We start from the raw sequence: 14892 nt of genomic DNA on the forward strand, positions 1-14892 counted from the left end.
TAACCTGCACCACTATGGAAGAAAACACCGGAAGTTTCGCGATCAAGCGCATCTACGACGAGACCGCCGACGACGACGGTTGCCGGGTTTTGGTGGACCGGCTCTGGCCGCGCGGAGTCAGCAAAGAACGGGCGCAACTGGACTTGTGGCTCAAGGAAGTGGCGCCCTCGCCGCCGCTGCGCACCGAATTTGCGCACATGCAGGAACGCTTCGCGGACTTCCGCGCCGCCTACGAGGCGGAGCTCGAATCCAACCCCGCCGTTGGCACCCTGCGGGAACTGGCCGCCGAACACGGGAAGGTGACCCTGCTGTTCGGCGCCCGGGACCCGGAGACCAACCACGCCCGGGTGCTGCTGGAGTTCCTCGGGCGGGGCAGGAAATGAGCCGCCGATTCCCATAGGGTGGTGCCATGACTGAGGGAATCCACAACGCAGGAACTGCAACTACAGCAAAAGCCGCCGTCGTCACCGGCGCCAGCACCGGTATCGGGCAGGCCACCGTGCGCGCGCTCCGGCAGGAAGGCTGGACCGTCTTCGCCGTCGCCCGCCGTGCCGAACGGCTGGAGGCGCTCGCCGCCGAGACCGGCGCCGTCGCGGTCCCCGCCGATGTGACAGACGACGCCGACGTCGCGCGGCTGGTGGATGAGGTGACCCGCGGCGGCGGCATCGACACCCTGATCAACATCGCCGGCGGTGCCCGCGGCGCGGACAAGGTGGCCGAGGCCAAGACCGAGGACTGGGCGTGGATGTACGAGGTCAACGTGCTCGGCACCATGAAGCTCACCCGCGCGTTCCTGCCGATGCTGCGTGCCTGCGGCGAAGGCACCGTCCTGAACCTGACCTCGACGGCGGGGCTGTCCGCCTACGAGGGCGGCGGCGGCTACAACGCCGCGAAGTTTGCCCAGCACGCCCTCACCGGCGCCCTGCGCTTGGAAGAGGCCGAGCACAACCTGCGGGTGATCGAGGTGGCCCCGGGCATGGTGCAGACCGAGGAGTTCTCACTCAACCGGCTCGGTGACCAGGGCGCCGCGGAAAAGGTCTACGCCGGCGTCGAGAAGCCGCTGACGGCCGCCGACGTCGCCGACGTCGTCCGCTTTGCGGTCGCCGCGCCGCACCACGTCAACCTGGACCAGATCGTGATCCGCCCGGTGGCGCAGGCCTCCAACTTCAAGGTGATCCGCAAGGGCTAGCGGCAACCGCCGGGGCGCACCGGGCTCCGTCGTCGGGCCCAGCGGGCCGCCCCCGGACGTTCACCCATGCGTTGCACGGTAGTCGGACAGGGGTGGCTGGGAGTTGGACGGCGGAGGACACCGTGGGTGGGCAACTGCACACCACCAGAGTGGAGACTCCTTCCCATGCGCACCCCCACGAAGCCCGCTGGTTCGATTGTCGGCGCCGCCGCACTCGGCGCGGCCCTGCTCCTTGCCACTTCCGTCCAGGCCCATGCTGCCGACACCAACCCGAACGGCGGCGACAACCACTTCGACCTCCAGGCCCACCGCGGCGGCATCGGCCTGACCGTCGAGTCCACCCTGGCGTCCTTTGCCAAGGGCATCGAGACCGGCGTCTCCACCCTCGAGCTGGATCTCCAGATCACCAAGGACGGCCGTGAAGTCATCACCCATGACCGGAAGATCAGCGGCAAGAAATGCCTGGACACCGCGCCGGTCACGCCGAACGACCCTCAGTACCCGTACGTGGGCAAGTACATCAAGGACCTGACCTTCGCGCAGGTCCGCAGCCTGGACTGCGGCTCACTCACCCAGCCCGAGTTCCCCGGCCAGCAGGCCGCCCCGGGCGCCAAAATGCCGACCCTTGCCGAGGTGTTCGCCATGACGAACGCGCACCGGGCCAGCCAGGTGAAGTTCAATATCGAGACCAAGGTCGAAGCCGGTGCTCCCCAGGAAACCGCCCCGCGCGAGCAGTTCGTTGACGTGGCCCTGCGTGAGATCAGCAAGGCCCACATGCAGCACCGCGTCTCGATCGAGAGCTTCGACTGGGGTGCACTGCGGCTGGTGCAGCAGCGCGCGCCGCAGATCCCGACCGTGGCACTGACCAACAAGGACTTCCTGCAGGCAGGCCAGCCGGGGAAGTCCCCTTGGCTTGGCGGCATCGACGCCGACGACTTTGGCGGCGACCTGGTCGCTTCGGCCGCGTCGCTCGGCTTCAGTGCCATCTCGCCGGTGCACGGCACGCCGCAGAACGGCAAGGTCACCGACCCGGACTACGTCCCCTACGTCACCCCGGACATGGTCCGGCGCGCCCACGCGGCGGGCATGCAGGTCATTCCATGGACTGTCGACGACAAGCCCACCATGCGCGCCCTGATCGGCGCCGGCGTCGACGGCCTCATCACCGACTACCCGAACCTGTTGCGCGACGTCATGGCCGAGTCCGGCATGAAACTGCCCAAGCCCGCGCCGTCCGTCGGGTAGCCGCTGGGAGTTTCCGGTAACATCGACGTATCAGCTTTGACCCGGCCATCACCGGTGAGCTTCCGGAAGAACGCCCCGGCGCAGCAGCATTGTGCGCCGGGGCCGGTAGAACCGGACGGGTAAGCCCGTCACAGCAGTCAACGAGCGGCCGCCGCCGGTGCAGCGCTTTCCTTGGATTCTTAGGGAAAGGGCGGGACCGGTGCCGGTAAGTGAGGTGGTACCGCGGTGCCGGTGTTGTTCCGACAACACACGGGCCGTCCTCGCATCCTGAATGAATCCCGTTGTTCACCAGCTCAACCCAGGATGTCGAGATGACCCATTACCCCAAGGCCTCAGCCGCACCGTCAGGCGCCAGCACCTCCGCTTCCAGCACCTCAGGCGTGTCTGCTTCCGTGAAGTTCCCGGAGATCGAAGAGCGCATCCTCAAGTACTGGGACCAGGACGGCACCTTCCAGGCCAGCATCGACCAGCGGGATGCGGGTAAAGACGGGTCCAACGAATTCGTCTTCTATGACGGCCCGCCCTTCGCCAACGGCCTGCCGCACTACGGCCACCTGCTGACCGGCTACGCCAAGGACCTCGTGGGCCGCTACCAGACCCAGCGCGGCCGCCGCGTCGAGCGCCGCTTCGGCTGGGACACCCACGGCCTGCCCGCCGAACTGGAAGCCATGAAGCAGCTCGGCATGACGGACAAGACCCAGATCGAGGCCATGGGCATCGACAAGTTCAACGACGCCTGCCGCGCCTCGGTGATGAAGTACGCCGACGAGTGGAAGAGCTACGTCACCCGCCAGGCGCGCTGGGTGGACTTCGAGAACGACTATAAGACGCTCAACGTCGAGTACATGGAGTCCGTGCTCTGGGCTTTCAAGCAGCTGCACGAAAAGGGCCTGACCTACAACGGCTACCGCGTGCTGCCGTACTGCTGGAAGGACGAGACGCCGCTGTCCAACCATGAACTGCGCATGGATGACGATGTCTACAAGAACCGCCAGGACCAGACCGTCACCGTCACCTTCCCGATCACCGCGGGGGAGTCGGAGCTGTCCCGGCAGCTGGCCGGGGTGCAGGCGCTCGCCTGGACCACCACGCCCTGGACGCTGCCCACCAACCTGGCGCTCGCCGTCGGGCCCGCGATCAACTACGTCGTGCTGCCGGCCGGCCCGCACGGGATCAAGGCCGCCTCGGCCGAGGCCCCCGTCACGGGCAGCTTCCTGCTCGCCGCGGACCTGCTGGGCGCCTACGCCAAGGACCTCGGCTACGGCGACGGCGCCGAGGGTGCCGCAGCGGCCGAGGCCGCCGTCACGTCCCGCCACACCGGCGCCGAGTTGGAAGGCCTGAGCTACGAACCGCTCTGGGACTACTTCCACGACGCCGAGAAGTACGGCACTGAGAACGCCTGGCGCGTCCTCGTGGCGGATTATGTCACCACCACCGACGGCACCGGCATTGTCCACCAGGCGCCGGCCTACGGTGAAGACGACCAGAAGGTCTGTGAAGAGGCCGGGATCCCGGTGGTCCTCTCGGTCGACGAGGGCGCGAAGTTCCTGCCACTTTTCGGCCACGGCGACCTCGCCGAAATCGCCGGACTCCAGGTCTTCGAGGCCAACAAGCCCATCACCCAGGTGCTCCGCGCCCAGGGCCGCCTGGTCCGCCAGGCCAGCTACGAGCACTCCTACCCGCACTGCTGGCGCTGCCGCAACCCGCTGATCTACCGCGCGGTGTCCTCCTGGTACGTCGAGGTCACCAAGTTCAAGGACCGCATGTCCGAGCTGAACCAGGAGATCAACTGGATCCCGGGCAACGTCAAGGACGGCCAGTTCGGCAAGTGGCTCGCCAACGCCCGCGACTGGTCCATCAGCCGCAACCGCTACTGGGGCAGCCCCATCCCGGTCTGGCAGTCCACCGACCCGGACTACCCGCGCACCGACGTCTACGGCTCACTCGCCGAGATCGAAGCCGACTTTGGCCGGCTGCCGCTGAACAACGACGGCCAGGTGGACCTGCACCGGCCGTTCATCGACGAGCTCACCCGCCCGAACCCGGACGACCCCCGCACCCCGGAACAGGGCCAGTCCGTGATGCGCCGCGTCGAGGACGTCCTGGACGTCTGGTTCGATTCCGGCTCCATGCCGTACGGCCAGGTCCACTACCCGTTCCAGAACGAGGAGTGGTTCGACACCCACAACCCGGCGGACTTCATCGTCGAGTACATCGGACAGACCCGCGGCTGGTTCTACATGCTGCATATCCTCTCCACCGCGCTGTTCGACCGGCCGGCCTTCCGCAACGTCATCAGCCACGGCATCGTGCTCGGCTCCGACGGGCAGAAGATGTCCAAGAGCCTGCGCAACTACCCGGACGTCTCCGAGGTCCTGGACCGTGACGGCTCCGACGCGATGCGCTGGTTCCTGATGTCCAGCCCGATCCTGCGCGGCGGCAACCTCGTGGTCACCGAGCAGGGCATCCGGGACGGCGTCCGCCAGGTCATCCTGCCGCTGTGGAACGTCTACAGCTTCTTCACGCTCTACACGAACGCCGCGAACGGCGGGGACGGGTACGACGCGAAGCTGCGCTACGACGGTTACGCCGACACCCTGGATCAGTACCTGATGGCCAACACCGGGGACCTGGTCCGGAACATGACCGCGCAGCTGGACAGCTACGACATCTCCGGGGCCTGCGACGAACTGCGCGGCTACCTGGACATGCTCACCAACTGGTACGTCCGCCGCAGCCGCCAGCGCTTCTTCGACGAGAACGTCGACGCCTTCGACGCGCTCTACACCGCGCTGGAGACCGTCTGCCGGGTCGCGGCATCGCTGCTGCCGCTGGTCTCCGAGGAAATCTGGCGCGGCCTCACCGGCGGGCGCTCCGTGCACCTGGCCGACTGGCCGGACGCGGACCTGTTCCCGGCCAACGCCGGCCTGGTTGAGGCGATGGACCGGGTCCAGCAGATCTGCTCCACCGGCTCCTCGCTGCGCAAGGCCGCCAACCTCCGCGTGCGACTGCCGCTGCAGGAACTCACGGTCGTGGCACCCGGCGCGGACGCGCTGGCAGGCTTCGCCGCCGTCGTCGCCGATGAACTGAACCTGCGCTCGGTGCGCCTGCTCGACGCCGAGAGCGCCTCCCCGGAGGAGTTCGGCATCGAGCAGAAGCTCGTGGTCAACGCCCGCGCGGCCGGCCCGCGGCTGGGCAAAAACGTCCAGCAGGCGATCAAGGGGTCCAAGTCCGGCGACTGGTCCGTGGACGACGCCGGTGTGGTCACCGCCGGTGGCCTCGCCCTCGAGCCGCAGGAATACACGCTGGAAACCGTGGTGGCAGAAGCAGCCGAAGGCGAGGGCTCCCGCGCAGCGGCAGTGCTGCCGGGCGGCGGCTTCGTGGTGCTCAACACCGAGGTCACCCCGGAGCTGGAAGCCGAAGGGACCGCCCGCGACCTGGTCCGCGCCATCCAGCAGGCCCGCAAGGACGCCGGGCTGAACGTCAGCGACCGGATCCGCACCACCGTCACCGCGGCGCAGGACACCGTCGAGGCGCTGCTGGCCCACGCCGCGCTGGTCAAGACCGAGACCCTGACCGTGGAGCTGGACACCGTTCCCGCCGAGGTCAAGGAACCTCAGGTCAGCGTCGAAAAAGTAACCGTTGAAGCAGGGGCATAATTCATGAGCGACGAATTTTCCGTAGAGAGCGTCTACGCCGAGCTGCTGGGCCGGGCGCCGGAAAACAAGATGGAGCCGAGGCTGGCTCCGCTGCACCGGGCCATGGACATCCTGGGGGAGCCGAACAAGGCGTTCCCGATCATCCACGTCACCGGCACCAACGGCAAGACCTCCACGGCCCGGATGATCGAGGCCGGCCTGCGCGCCTACGGGCTGAGCACCGGCCGGTACACGAGCCCGCACCTGTCCAAGGTCACCGAGCGGATCAGCATCGACGGCGAACCGGTGCCGGATGAGACGTTCGTCCGGATCTGGGACGAGATCCGCCCGTACCTGGAAATCGTGGACAGCGAGCTCGTCGCCGAGGGCCAGCCGCGGCTGACCTACTTCGAATGCCTGACCATCCTCGGCTTCGCGGTGTTCGCGGACCAGCCGGTCAATGTCGCCGTGATCGAGGTGGGACTCGGCGGCATCACAGACGCGACCAACGTCGGCGACGGCCAGGTTGCCGTGGTCACCCCGATTTCGCTGGACCACACGGAGCTGCTCGGCGAGACCACCGAGGAGATCGCCTACGAAAAGGCCGGCATCATCAAGCCCGGCGGGTTCCTCATCAGCGCCGCGCAGCCCGTCGACGCGGCCCAGGTGCTGCTGGAAAAGGCCAAGGAAGCAAACGTGCCGTTCCGCTTCGAGGGCGTGGAGTTCGGCGTCGAGTCCCGCACCGTCGCCGTCGGCGGCCAGATGGTGAACATCCAAGGCATTGCGGGTCGCTACGAAGACCTGCTGCTGCCCCTGCACGGCGCACACCAGGCGGAGAACGCCGCCGTCGCCGTCGCCGCGCTGGAAGCCTTCTTCGGCGCCGAAAAGCCGCTCGACCCCGAGGTGCTGCAGGAGGCCTTCGCCTCTGTCACCTCCCCGGGCCGGCTGGAGGTGCTCCGCACCGCGCCGACCATCATCGTGGACGCCGCGCACAACCCGGAGGGCATCCGGGTCTCCGCCGAGGCGATCCACGAGGCCTTCAGCTTTAGCAAGCTCGTGGTGGTGGTGGGCGTCCTGAAGGAGAAGGATTCCGAGGAAATCCTCCGCCAGCTCAAGGAATCCCTGGGCGACCTCGCCTCGGACTACTGCTTCACCCAGTCCAACTCGCCCCGCGCCGTACCGGCCGAGGACCTCGCGGAGCTGGCGCTGGACCTGGGCTTCGGCGAGGACAACGTCCACGTGGCCGAGAAGCTCGACGACGCCCTGGAATGGGCCGTGGAGCGGGCCGAGTCCAACGACGACCTTGCCGCCGGGATCCTGGTCACGGGGTCCATCACGCTCGTTGCCGAGGCCCGGATCCTGCTCGGAAAGACCGAGGCGTAACCCATGGCCAGACTCACCAAAGCCCAGCGCGAATGGCGTCCGGGCATGCCCAAGAAACGCCGCTCCACCAAGGTCATGTTCGCCTCCACGGTGCTCCTGCTGGAGGCCTTCGTGGCCCTCTTCGGCACCCTGGCGGTCTTCGGCCTCCGGCGCGGCGAGTTCCCGCCGCTGCTGGTCTTCGGGGTCGGGATCGGACTCAGTGCGGTGCTTGTGCTGACCTGCGCGGTGCTTTCCAAGCCGTGGGGCGTGGCCTTGGGCTGGATCCTGCAGCTGGTGCTGGTCCTCACCGGGATTGTGGAGCCCACGATGTTCGTGGTGGGCGGCCTCTTCGCGATCACGTGGTGGTACGGCATCCGCACCGGCATCCGGATCGACCGCGAAGCCGCCGAACGCGAACGCGAGCAGGCGGCCTGGGAGGCCGCGAACCCCGAGGGCCAAAGCAACTAGACTTGTCCCGAACCCCACCCCAACACATTGGAGCAGCTGTGAGCACTGAGCGCACCCTAGTCCTGATCAAGCCCGACGGCGTCGCCCGCAACCTGACCGGCAGCATCATCTCCCGGATCGAAGCCAAGGGCTACACCCTGGCCGAACTGAAGAAGGTCAACGCCAGCCGCGAACTCCTCGAACAGCACTACGAGGAGCACGTCGGCAAGCCGTTCTACGAGCCCCTCGTCGAGTTCATGCTCAGCGGGCCCGTCGTTGCCGCGATCTTCGAAGGCCACCGCGTGATTGAGGGCTTCCGCTCGCTCGCCGGCACCACGGACCCGACGACGGCGGCGCCCGGCACCATCCGCGGCGACTTCGGCCGCGACTGGGGCCTCAAGGTCCAGCAGAACCTGGTCCACGGCTCAGACTCGGCGGAGTCCGCCGAACGCGAGATCAAGATCTGGTTCTAAGAACCCGCAGCACCGCACCGAGGTGACAGTTAAGGCCAATGTTCGCGTTGAACATTGGCCTTAACTGTCACCTCGCGGCGTTTGCGGAACGCTCAGTAGCCGGAGGTTCCGATGAACACCTGAATGAAGGCGAAGAAGATCGTGGCGACGACGGCGACGTAGAGCAGGGCCGTGAGGATCCAGCCGGAGTCCGCCAGGATGCGGGCGGCAGCGGCGGGCACCCGGATGACGCCGTGGCTCACGTTGCGGACCGTCACCCAGACGAACAGCGGAATCATCGCGGCCCAGACGATCATGCAGAACGGGCAGAGAATGTGGATCGAGTACAGCGCCTGGGACCACAGCCACACCACGAAGGCGAAGCCCAGCGTCACACCGGCCTGCAGCCCGATCCAGTACCAGCGGGCAAACGTGGCCCCGGCGAGGATTCCCATGGCCGTGGTGATGATGACCGCGAACGCGACAATGCCGATGAACATGTTCGGGAAGCCGAAGACCGAACTCTGCCAGGTCTGCATTACCTGGCCGCAGGAGATCCACGGGTTCACGTCGCACACCGTGGCGTGGTTGGGGTCCTTGAGGACAGCCAGTTTCTCCAGCACCAGCGTGCCGGACGCGAGCCAGCCGACGACGCCGGTGATCAGCAGGAGCCAGGCGAAGGGCCGGTCGCGCGTCATCGGGGGCAGCGGGCGCTCCGCAGCTGCCGCGCCGGTGCCGCGCTCGTGGGCGGTCACGTCGCCGGGGGCGTGGGAGATGCTGGGCATGGGATTTCAGTCCTTTGCGTCGGGTGCTCTTGGGCCGATTCTATCGCCGGAGGCTGGATGTAACCGGGTAGGAGTCGTGCCCTCACCGGTGATTCGGTCCGCGGCGCGGACTGGATGTCCCGCTTAGCCCTGCTTCGGCGGCTCCTGTGAGACAATGAACCTGGCTGGGGCCCGATCCACATTCGGGTTTCGGTCCGGCGACTTTGCTTTCAAGACCGCCAGTGATGAGCAGGGCATACTTCGGATCCCTCGATCCGGCCTATCCCGCAATGCCATTGGACGGCACCTGGTTGTGACAGAGAGATCAACGGGTTCAGAGCAATCTTGCCGGCCTTCCAGGGCTGCCGCACCCCACTGCCGGTGCGAACCTGGAGGTATCCAATTGACTTCTGTCAATGCCTGCGGGTGTTGACAAATATTTGCCCCACGGGTGCCGGATGTGGCGGTACATCAGGGGCAGGAGTGTCGCCACATATGGATAATGACCAGCTTGTAGCCGGTAACGACGAAGCCGCTGTTGCCGAAGTAGCACCGGAAGCCGCCGCCGCGGAGGCGCCCAAGAAGGCCACCCGGTCCCGCCGCAAGGCGGCCCCAAAGGCGGAGGCCGCCGAAGCGGCCGTCGCGTCCGACGTCGTTGCTGACGCCCCCGCCGTCGACAATCCCGAAGCGGCCCCGGAAGCGAAGGCCCCGGCCCGCCGGACCCGGTCGCGGAAGAAGGTCGAACCCGAGGTGCTGCCCGCCTTCGCTGACTCAGCCGCCAGCACGGAAACTGCGGTTCCCGCCGATGAAGCACCTGCCGAGCTGCCGGCCGCCGAGGCGGCACCGGAGAAACCGGTCCGCCGCCGTGCCTCCCGCGCCAAGACAGCCGTGACGCCTTCAGCGATGGAAGAAGCCCCGGCCCCGGCCGAGGCTCCCGCCGCCGTGGCTTCCGACGCGCCGGCTCCTGAGGCCGCGCCCGTCGAAGCCCCGGCCGACGCTGCGCCCGCTGCCGAGGCGTCTGTAGAAACTTCCGAAGCCCCCTCGCTCTTCCTCGCACCCGGTGCTGTCACCTCGATGATCTTCCAGGCCCCGGATCTGAGCACCGTCATCCGCCCCGCCCCGGCCCCCGCTGCTGTTGCCGAGGAAGCCGAAGAAGAAGAGGACGAAGAAGCCGAGGGCGAGGATGCCGGCAGCCGCCGTCGCCGCCGCAGCCGTGGACGCCGTGGCCGCAGCCGGACCGGCGAAGCCGACACCGACGCAGACGGCGCAGCCGAAGATGCAGCGGAGTCCGGCGAGGACTCCGAGGGCACCCTCGAAGACGGCGTGACCTCGCGTCGCCGTCGCCGTCGCCGCCGCGGCGACCAGGATCTCGAACTGACCGGCGGCGGGGACGACGATCCGCCCAACACGGTAACCCGCGTCCGGGCGCCGCGCTCGGTCAGCGAGGCCCCGGTCAACAACCGCGTCACCTCCGTCAAGGGCTCCACCCGCCTGGAGGCCAAGAAGCAGCGCCGCCGCGAGTCCCGCGACACCGGCCGCCGCCGCACCGTCATCACCGAGGCCGAGTTCCTGGCCCGCCGCGAATCCGTGGACCGCCAGATGATCGTCCGCCAGCGCGACGACAGAATCCAGATCGGCGTCCTGGAAGACGGCGTGCTGGCCGAGCACTTCGTCTCCAAGACCCAGCAGGATTCGTTGATCGGCAACGTCTACCTGGGCAAGGTCCAGAACGTGCTGCCGTCCATGGAAGCGGCGTTCGTCGATATCGGACGCGGCCGCAACGCCGTGCTGTACGCCGGCGAAGTCAACTGGGACTCCGTCAACCTCGAAGGCAAGCAGCGGCGGATCGAAAATGCGCTCAAGTCCGGCGACTCCGTGCTCGTCCAGGTCACCAAGGACCCGGTCGGCCACAAGGGTGCCCGCCTGACCAGCCAGATTTCGCTGCCCGGCCGTTACCTGGTGTACGTGCCCGGCGGCTCCATGACCGGCATCTCCCGCAAGCTGCCCGACGTCGAACGCAACCGGCTCAAGCGGATCCTCAAGGACCGCCTGCCGGAAGACGCCGGTGTCATTGTCCGCACCGCGGCCGAGGGCGCTTCGGAAGAAGAGCTGACGCATGACATCAACCGGCTGCGAGCCCAGTGGGAGGGCATCGAAAGCCAGTCCACGTCCACCAAGATCCTCGCCCCCGAGCTGCTCTACGGCGAACCTGACCTGACCATCAAGGTGGTCCGCGACGTTTTCAACGAGGACTTCTCCAAGCTGATCGTCTCCGGCGAGGAAGCCTGGGACACCATCGAGGCCTACGTCACCTACGTGGCACCGGACCTGGTGGGCCGGCTCGAGAAGTGGACCAAGGACACAGACATCTTCGCTGCGTGGCGCATCGACGAGCAGATCCACAAAGCACTGGACCGTAAGGTCTTCCTGCCTTCCGGCGGCTCGCTCGTGATCGACCGCACCGAAGCCATGACCGTGGTGGACGTCAACACCGGCAAGTTCACCGGCAGCGGCGGCAACCTCGAGGAAACCGTCACCAAGAACAACCTCGAAGCGGCCGAGGAAGTCGTCCGGCAGCTGAGGCTGCGTGACATCGGCGGCATCATCGTGATCGACTTCATCGACATGGTGCTGGAATCCAACCGCGACCTCGTGCTGCGACGCATGGTGGAGTGCCTGGGCCGGGACCGGACCAAGCACCAGGTTGCCGAGGTGACCTCGCTGGGCCTCGTGCAGATGACCCGCAAGCGGATGGGCACCGGGCTGCTCGAAGTCTTCGGCGAACAGTGCGAGGCCTGCGCCGGCCGCGGCATCGTCACCCACGACGAGCCCGTGGAACACCGCCGTGCCAACACCGTCGCCGCAGAACACCACGTCCCGCGGACCGAGCACCAGCCCGCCGCACGCAGTGAGCGCAAGCGTCGCCGCGGCAAGGGCGGCCAGGGCGGCGAAGCCATGCCGTCCGCACCCGTCGCCGTGCACGCCGAGCCCACCGAGGCGGAGCGCCACGCCAAGGCAGAGGCGACGCGCGCCGCGCTGGCCAACATCGCCGCCGCGGCGCACGCTGCCCACCTGCACGACGGTGAAGCGACAGCAGCTCCCGACGCCGAAACCCGCCAGGCCGCGCTCGACGCCGCCGTGGAACTCGCTTCGTCGGAGGAGGCGGCGGGTCGTCCCGCGGCCGTGCTGACCTTCGGCGGCGAACAGGTTGCCTTGCCCTTCGTCGAGCACGCCGAGGAAACCCCGCAGCCCGCGCTGACCCTGGACCTGCTGACCGAAGCGTTCGCCCACCTGGGCGACGCCGAGACCGGCAAGCCAGCCGCCGCGGCTCCGGTTGCCGAGTCGCCCGCAGCCGAGGTTCCCACGGCCGAGCACGCGGCGGAGCACGCTGCGCCTGCAGCTGCAGCGCCGTCCCGCGCCACCCGGGGCCGCGGCCGCGCCAGGACGGCGCGGATCCAGCCGCCGAGTGTACGTACCGCCGAGGCCGAGGCCCCGGCCCGCCAGGAAGCCCGCAAGGCTCCTGCGTCCCAGGCCCCGGCCCGCCAGGAAGCCCGCAAGGCTCCTGCGGCCCAGGCCCCGGTACGCCAGGAAGCCCGCAAGGCCCCTGCGGCCCAGGCCCAGGCCCCGGACACCACCGGACCCCGACGGGTGCGCCGGAACCGGAGCGCCAGCCGAGCCCAGGGCGCCGCCAACGAGACGTCCGTGCAGCAGCGCGAGACCGCTCCGTCGGTTGAGGCCGTCTCGGTCCATGAGGCCAAGGCCCCGGAGCCGGCGAAGGTGACCGCCAAGCCCGCCGCCAACGAGCCGATCATCCTCGGCGTCGGCGTCCCGGCGTCGGAGCTCTAGGACCAAGCAGGCACCACCACTCGCGGGTTCCGTCCGGGATCGACGTAACATCACGTCGACCCCGGACGGAACCCGCGAGGGCGTTAAGGGGACAGGCTGAAATTTAGCGGGGTTGCCGGCGAGGAACGCTAGGCTGGGGGACTGACACGGGGTGCCGCGCATCGAGCCGGCTGAGATCCAGACCCGTTGAACCTGTCCGGTTAGCACCGGCGAAGGGATGTCTCTTGTCTTCAACAACCCAGCCTGCATCGGCGCAGCCTGCATCTAGCCGAACCTCAGCCATCCTGCAGTCCGTCTTCCCGGAGCCCGACGGCGGGGCCCCAACGCCGCCGCGGATTCCGCGGGTGCTGGCCATCGCGGGCTCGGACCCCTCCGGCGGCGCCGGCATCCAGGCCGACCTGAAGAGCATTGCCGCGAACGGCGGCTACGGGATGGCTGCCATCACGGCACTGACCGCCCAGAACACCCAGGGCGTCCGGTCGGTGCATGTACCGCCGGCAGCGTTCCTGACCGCCCAGCTGGAGGCCATCAGCGACGACATCACCATCGACGCCGTCAAGATCGGTATGCTCGGCGACGACTCGGTGATCGACGCCGTCCGGGCCTGGCTCGAAAAGGTGCGCCCCGGCGTCGTGGTCCTGGACCCGGTGATGGTGGCGACGAGCGGCGACCGGCTGCTCCAGGAATCGGCCGAAACCGCGCTGCGGGCCCTCTTGCCACTGGCGGACCTCATCACACCGAACCTGGCCGAGCTGGGCATGCTGCTGGGAGAGCCGCCCGCCGCGGACTGGGCCAGTGCGCTGGAACAGGGCAAGCGGCTCGCGGCCCTGGCCGGCACCACGGTGCTGGTCAAGGGCGGCCACCTGCCGGTCGACGGCGCCCAGAACGACGGCGGTTGCCCGGACGCGCTCGTCAACACCGGGGGACTGCTCGGCCAGGAGACGGTGGTGGTGCCGGGCGAGCGGATCGACACCCGCAACAGCCACGGCACCGGCTGCTCCTTGTCCTCGGCGCTGGCCACAGTCCAGGCCCGGACGGGGGACTGGGAGGCGGCGCTGCGGGAGGTCAAGCCGTGGCTGCTGGGTGCGTTGCGGGATGCCAGCCGCCTGGAGGTCGGATCCGGCAACGGACCCGTGCACCACTTCCACCACCTGCAGCACGCTGCGGCACCCCAGCTTCCTGCCGAGGGCGAGTTCGCCACGCTGCTGGCAGGGCACGCGGCGGACGGGCTGGACGCGATCTACGGCCTGGACTTCATTCGGGGGCTCGCGGACGGTACCTTGCCGGAACCCGAGTTCGCCTACTACCTCGGCCAGGACGCCCTGTACCTCAACGGCTACTCCCGGGTGCTGTCCCGCGCGGCGGCCCTGGCGCCGTCGGAAGCCGAACAACTCTTCTGGTCCCGCTCGGCGCAGCAGTGCCTCGAAGTCGAATCCGAACTGCACCGGAACTGGCTGGCCGGCCGCGCCGTCGAGACCCAGCTGGGACCGGTGACCAAGGCGTACGTGGACCATCTGCACGCGGCATCGCTCGCCGGCAGCTACGGCGTGCTCGTGGCCGCGGCGCTGCCGTGCTTCTGGCTCTACGCGGAGGTCGGCGCCACGCTGCATCGCGAGTTCCTCGCTGCCGGCGCACCGGCAACGCATCCCTACGCGGAGTGGCTGCGCACCTATGCGGACGAGGCCTTCGCGGAGGCGACGCGGCAGGCGATCAGGTACACGGACGCGGCGGCCGGTAGAGGCTCCGAGGCGGAACGCAGCGCCATGGCGGTGGCGTTCAGGCAGTCCTCCCGCTACGAGGCGGAGTTCTTCGACGCGCCGAGGCTGCACGCCTGAGCCGCGCTACGCGAAGCAGCCGGTAGGATAGTTGGGCGCGGTTCCGGAAGTCGCTGCGGCACCATAACTTTGGCCCCCGGGCGCAGGGTGTGGCGTCCGTCACGCACTACCTGC

The 14892-nt window shown here is 68.3% G+C and carries 10 protein-coding genes and 1 riboswitch; of the genes, 9 read left to right on the plus strand and 1 reads right to left on the minus strand.

Annotated features, from left to right (window positions below; all coding sequences use genetic code 11):
• The first annotated feature begins 14 nt into the window (after window positions 1-14).
• The 7 genes from AC1DH3_RS04795 (at window position 15) to ndk (ending at window position 8354) form a co-directional block, all read left to right on the plus strand.
• The gene (locus tag AC1DH3_RS04795) at window positions 15-383 is read left to right on the plus strand and encodes a DUF488 domain-containing protein (protein WP_476908707.1); all 369 of its coding nucleotides are present in this window, start codon (window positions 15-17) and stop codon (window positions 381-383) included.
• A gap of 26 nt (window positions 384-409) precedes the next feature.
• A complete protein-coding gene (locus tag AC1DH3_RS04800) occupies window positions 410-1189 on the plus strand; it encodes an SDR family oxidoreductase (protein WP_476908708.1) in 780 nt (259 codons plus the stop codon).
• A 165-nt stretch (window positions 1190-1354) separates the two neighbouring features.
• Window positions 1355-2434: a glycerophosphodiester phosphodiesterase gene (locus AC1DH3_RS04805; RefSeq protein WP_476908709.1), complete on the plus strand. Its 1080-nt coding sequence runs from the start codon at window positions 1355-1357 to the stop codon at window positions 2432-2434.
• Window positions 2435-2745: 311 nt separating this feature from the next.
• A complete protein-coding gene (gene ileS, locus AC1DH3_RS04810; protein WP_476908710.1) occupies window positions 2746-6093 on the plus strand; it encodes an isoleucine--tRNA ligase in 3348 nt (1115 codons plus the stop codon).
• A gap of 3 nt (window positions 6094-6096) precedes the next feature.
• A complete protein-coding gene (locus tag AC1DH3_RS04815) occupies window positions 6097-7455 on the plus strand; it encodes a bifunctional folylpolyglutamate synthase/dihydrofolate synthase (RefSeq protein WP_476908711.1) in 1359 nt (452 codons plus the stop codon).
• A 3-nt stretch (window positions 7456-7458) separates the two neighbouring features.
• Entirely contained in the window at window positions 7459-7902 is a 444-nt protein-coding gene (locus tag AC1DH3_RS04820) for a DUF4233 domain-containing protein (RefSeq protein WP_441417571.1), read from the plus strand.
• A gap of 38 nt (window positions 7903-7940) precedes the next feature.
• Entirely contained in the window at window positions 7941-8354 is a 414-nt protein-coding gene (gene ndk, locus AC1DH3_RS04825; protein ID WP_476908712.1) for a nucleoside-diphosphate kinase, read from the plus strand.
• A gap of 92 nt (window positions 8355-8446) precedes the next feature.
• On the opposite strand, the gene AC1DH3_RS04830 is transcribed toward ndk, so the two are convergent.
• On the minus strand, window positions 8447-9118 hold the full coding sequence (locus AC1DH3_RS04830; protein ID WP_441417573.1) for a vitamin K epoxide reductase family protein: 672 nt from the start codon (window positions 9116-9118) through the stop codon (window positions 8447-8449).
• Window positions 9119-9592: 474 nt separating this feature from the next.
• Between AC1DH3_RS04830 and AC1DH3_RS04835 the strand changes: the two genes are divergently transcribed.
• Together AC1DH3_RS04835 and AC1DH3_RS04840 are read left to right on the plus strand one after the other, a co-directional pair.
• Entirely contained in the window at window positions 9593-12943 is a 3351-nt protein-coding gene (locus AC1DH3_RS04835) for an Rne/Rng family ribonuclease (RefSeq protein ID WP_476908713.1), read from the plus strand.
• 137 nt (window positions 12944-13080) lie between these two features.
• Window positions 13081-13178: riboswitch (TPP riboswitch) on the plus strand.
• Between the two features lie 46 nt (window positions 13179-13224).
• Window positions 13225-14778, plus strand: coding sequence for a bifunctional hydroxymethylpyrimidine kinase/phosphomethylpyrimidine kinase (locus AC1DH3_RS04840; protein WP_476908846.1), 1554 nt, complete (start codon window positions 13225-13227; stop codon window positions 14776-14778).
• Window positions 14779-14892 lie beyond the last annotated feature (114 nt).

It is taken from the genome of Arthrobacter sp. 05L428 (assembly GCF_056397665.1).

Excerpts from the sequence above, each read along its gene's own strand:
- AC1DH3_RS04795 (WP_476908707.1), top strand. The coding sequence starts at position 15 with ATGGAAGAAAACACCGGAAGTTTCGCGATCAAGCGCATCTACGACGAG.
- AC1DH3_RS04800 (WP_476908708.1), top strand. The coding sequence starts at position 410 with ATGACTGAGGGAATCCACAACGCAGGAACTGCAACTACAGCAAAAGCC.
- AC1DH3_RS04805 (WP_476908709.1), top strand. The coding sequence starts at position 1,355 with ATGCGCACCCCCACGAAGCCCGCTGGTTCGATTGTCGGCGCCGCCGCA.
- ileS (WP_476908710.1), top strand. The coding sequence starts at position 2,746 with ATGACCCATTACCCCAAGGCCTCAGCCGCACCGTCAGGCGCCAGCACC.
- AC1DH3_RS04815 (WP_476908711.1), top strand. The coding sequence starts at position 6,097 with ATGAGCGACGAATTTTCCGTAGAGAGCGTCTACGCCGAGCTGCTGGGC.
- AC1DH3_RS04820 (WP_441417571.1), top strand. The coding sequence starts at position 7,459 with ATGGCCAGACTCACCAAAGCCCAGCGCGAATGGCGTCCGGGCATGCCC.
- AC1DH3_RS04830 (WP_441417573.1), bottom strand. The coding sequence starts at position 9,118 with ATGCCCAGCATCTCCCACGCCCCCGGCGACGTGACCGCCCACGAGCGC.
- AC1DH3_RS04835 (WP_476908713.1), top strand. The coding sequence starts at position 9,593 with ATGGATAATGACCAGCTTGTAGCCGGTAACGACGAAGCCGCTGTTGCC.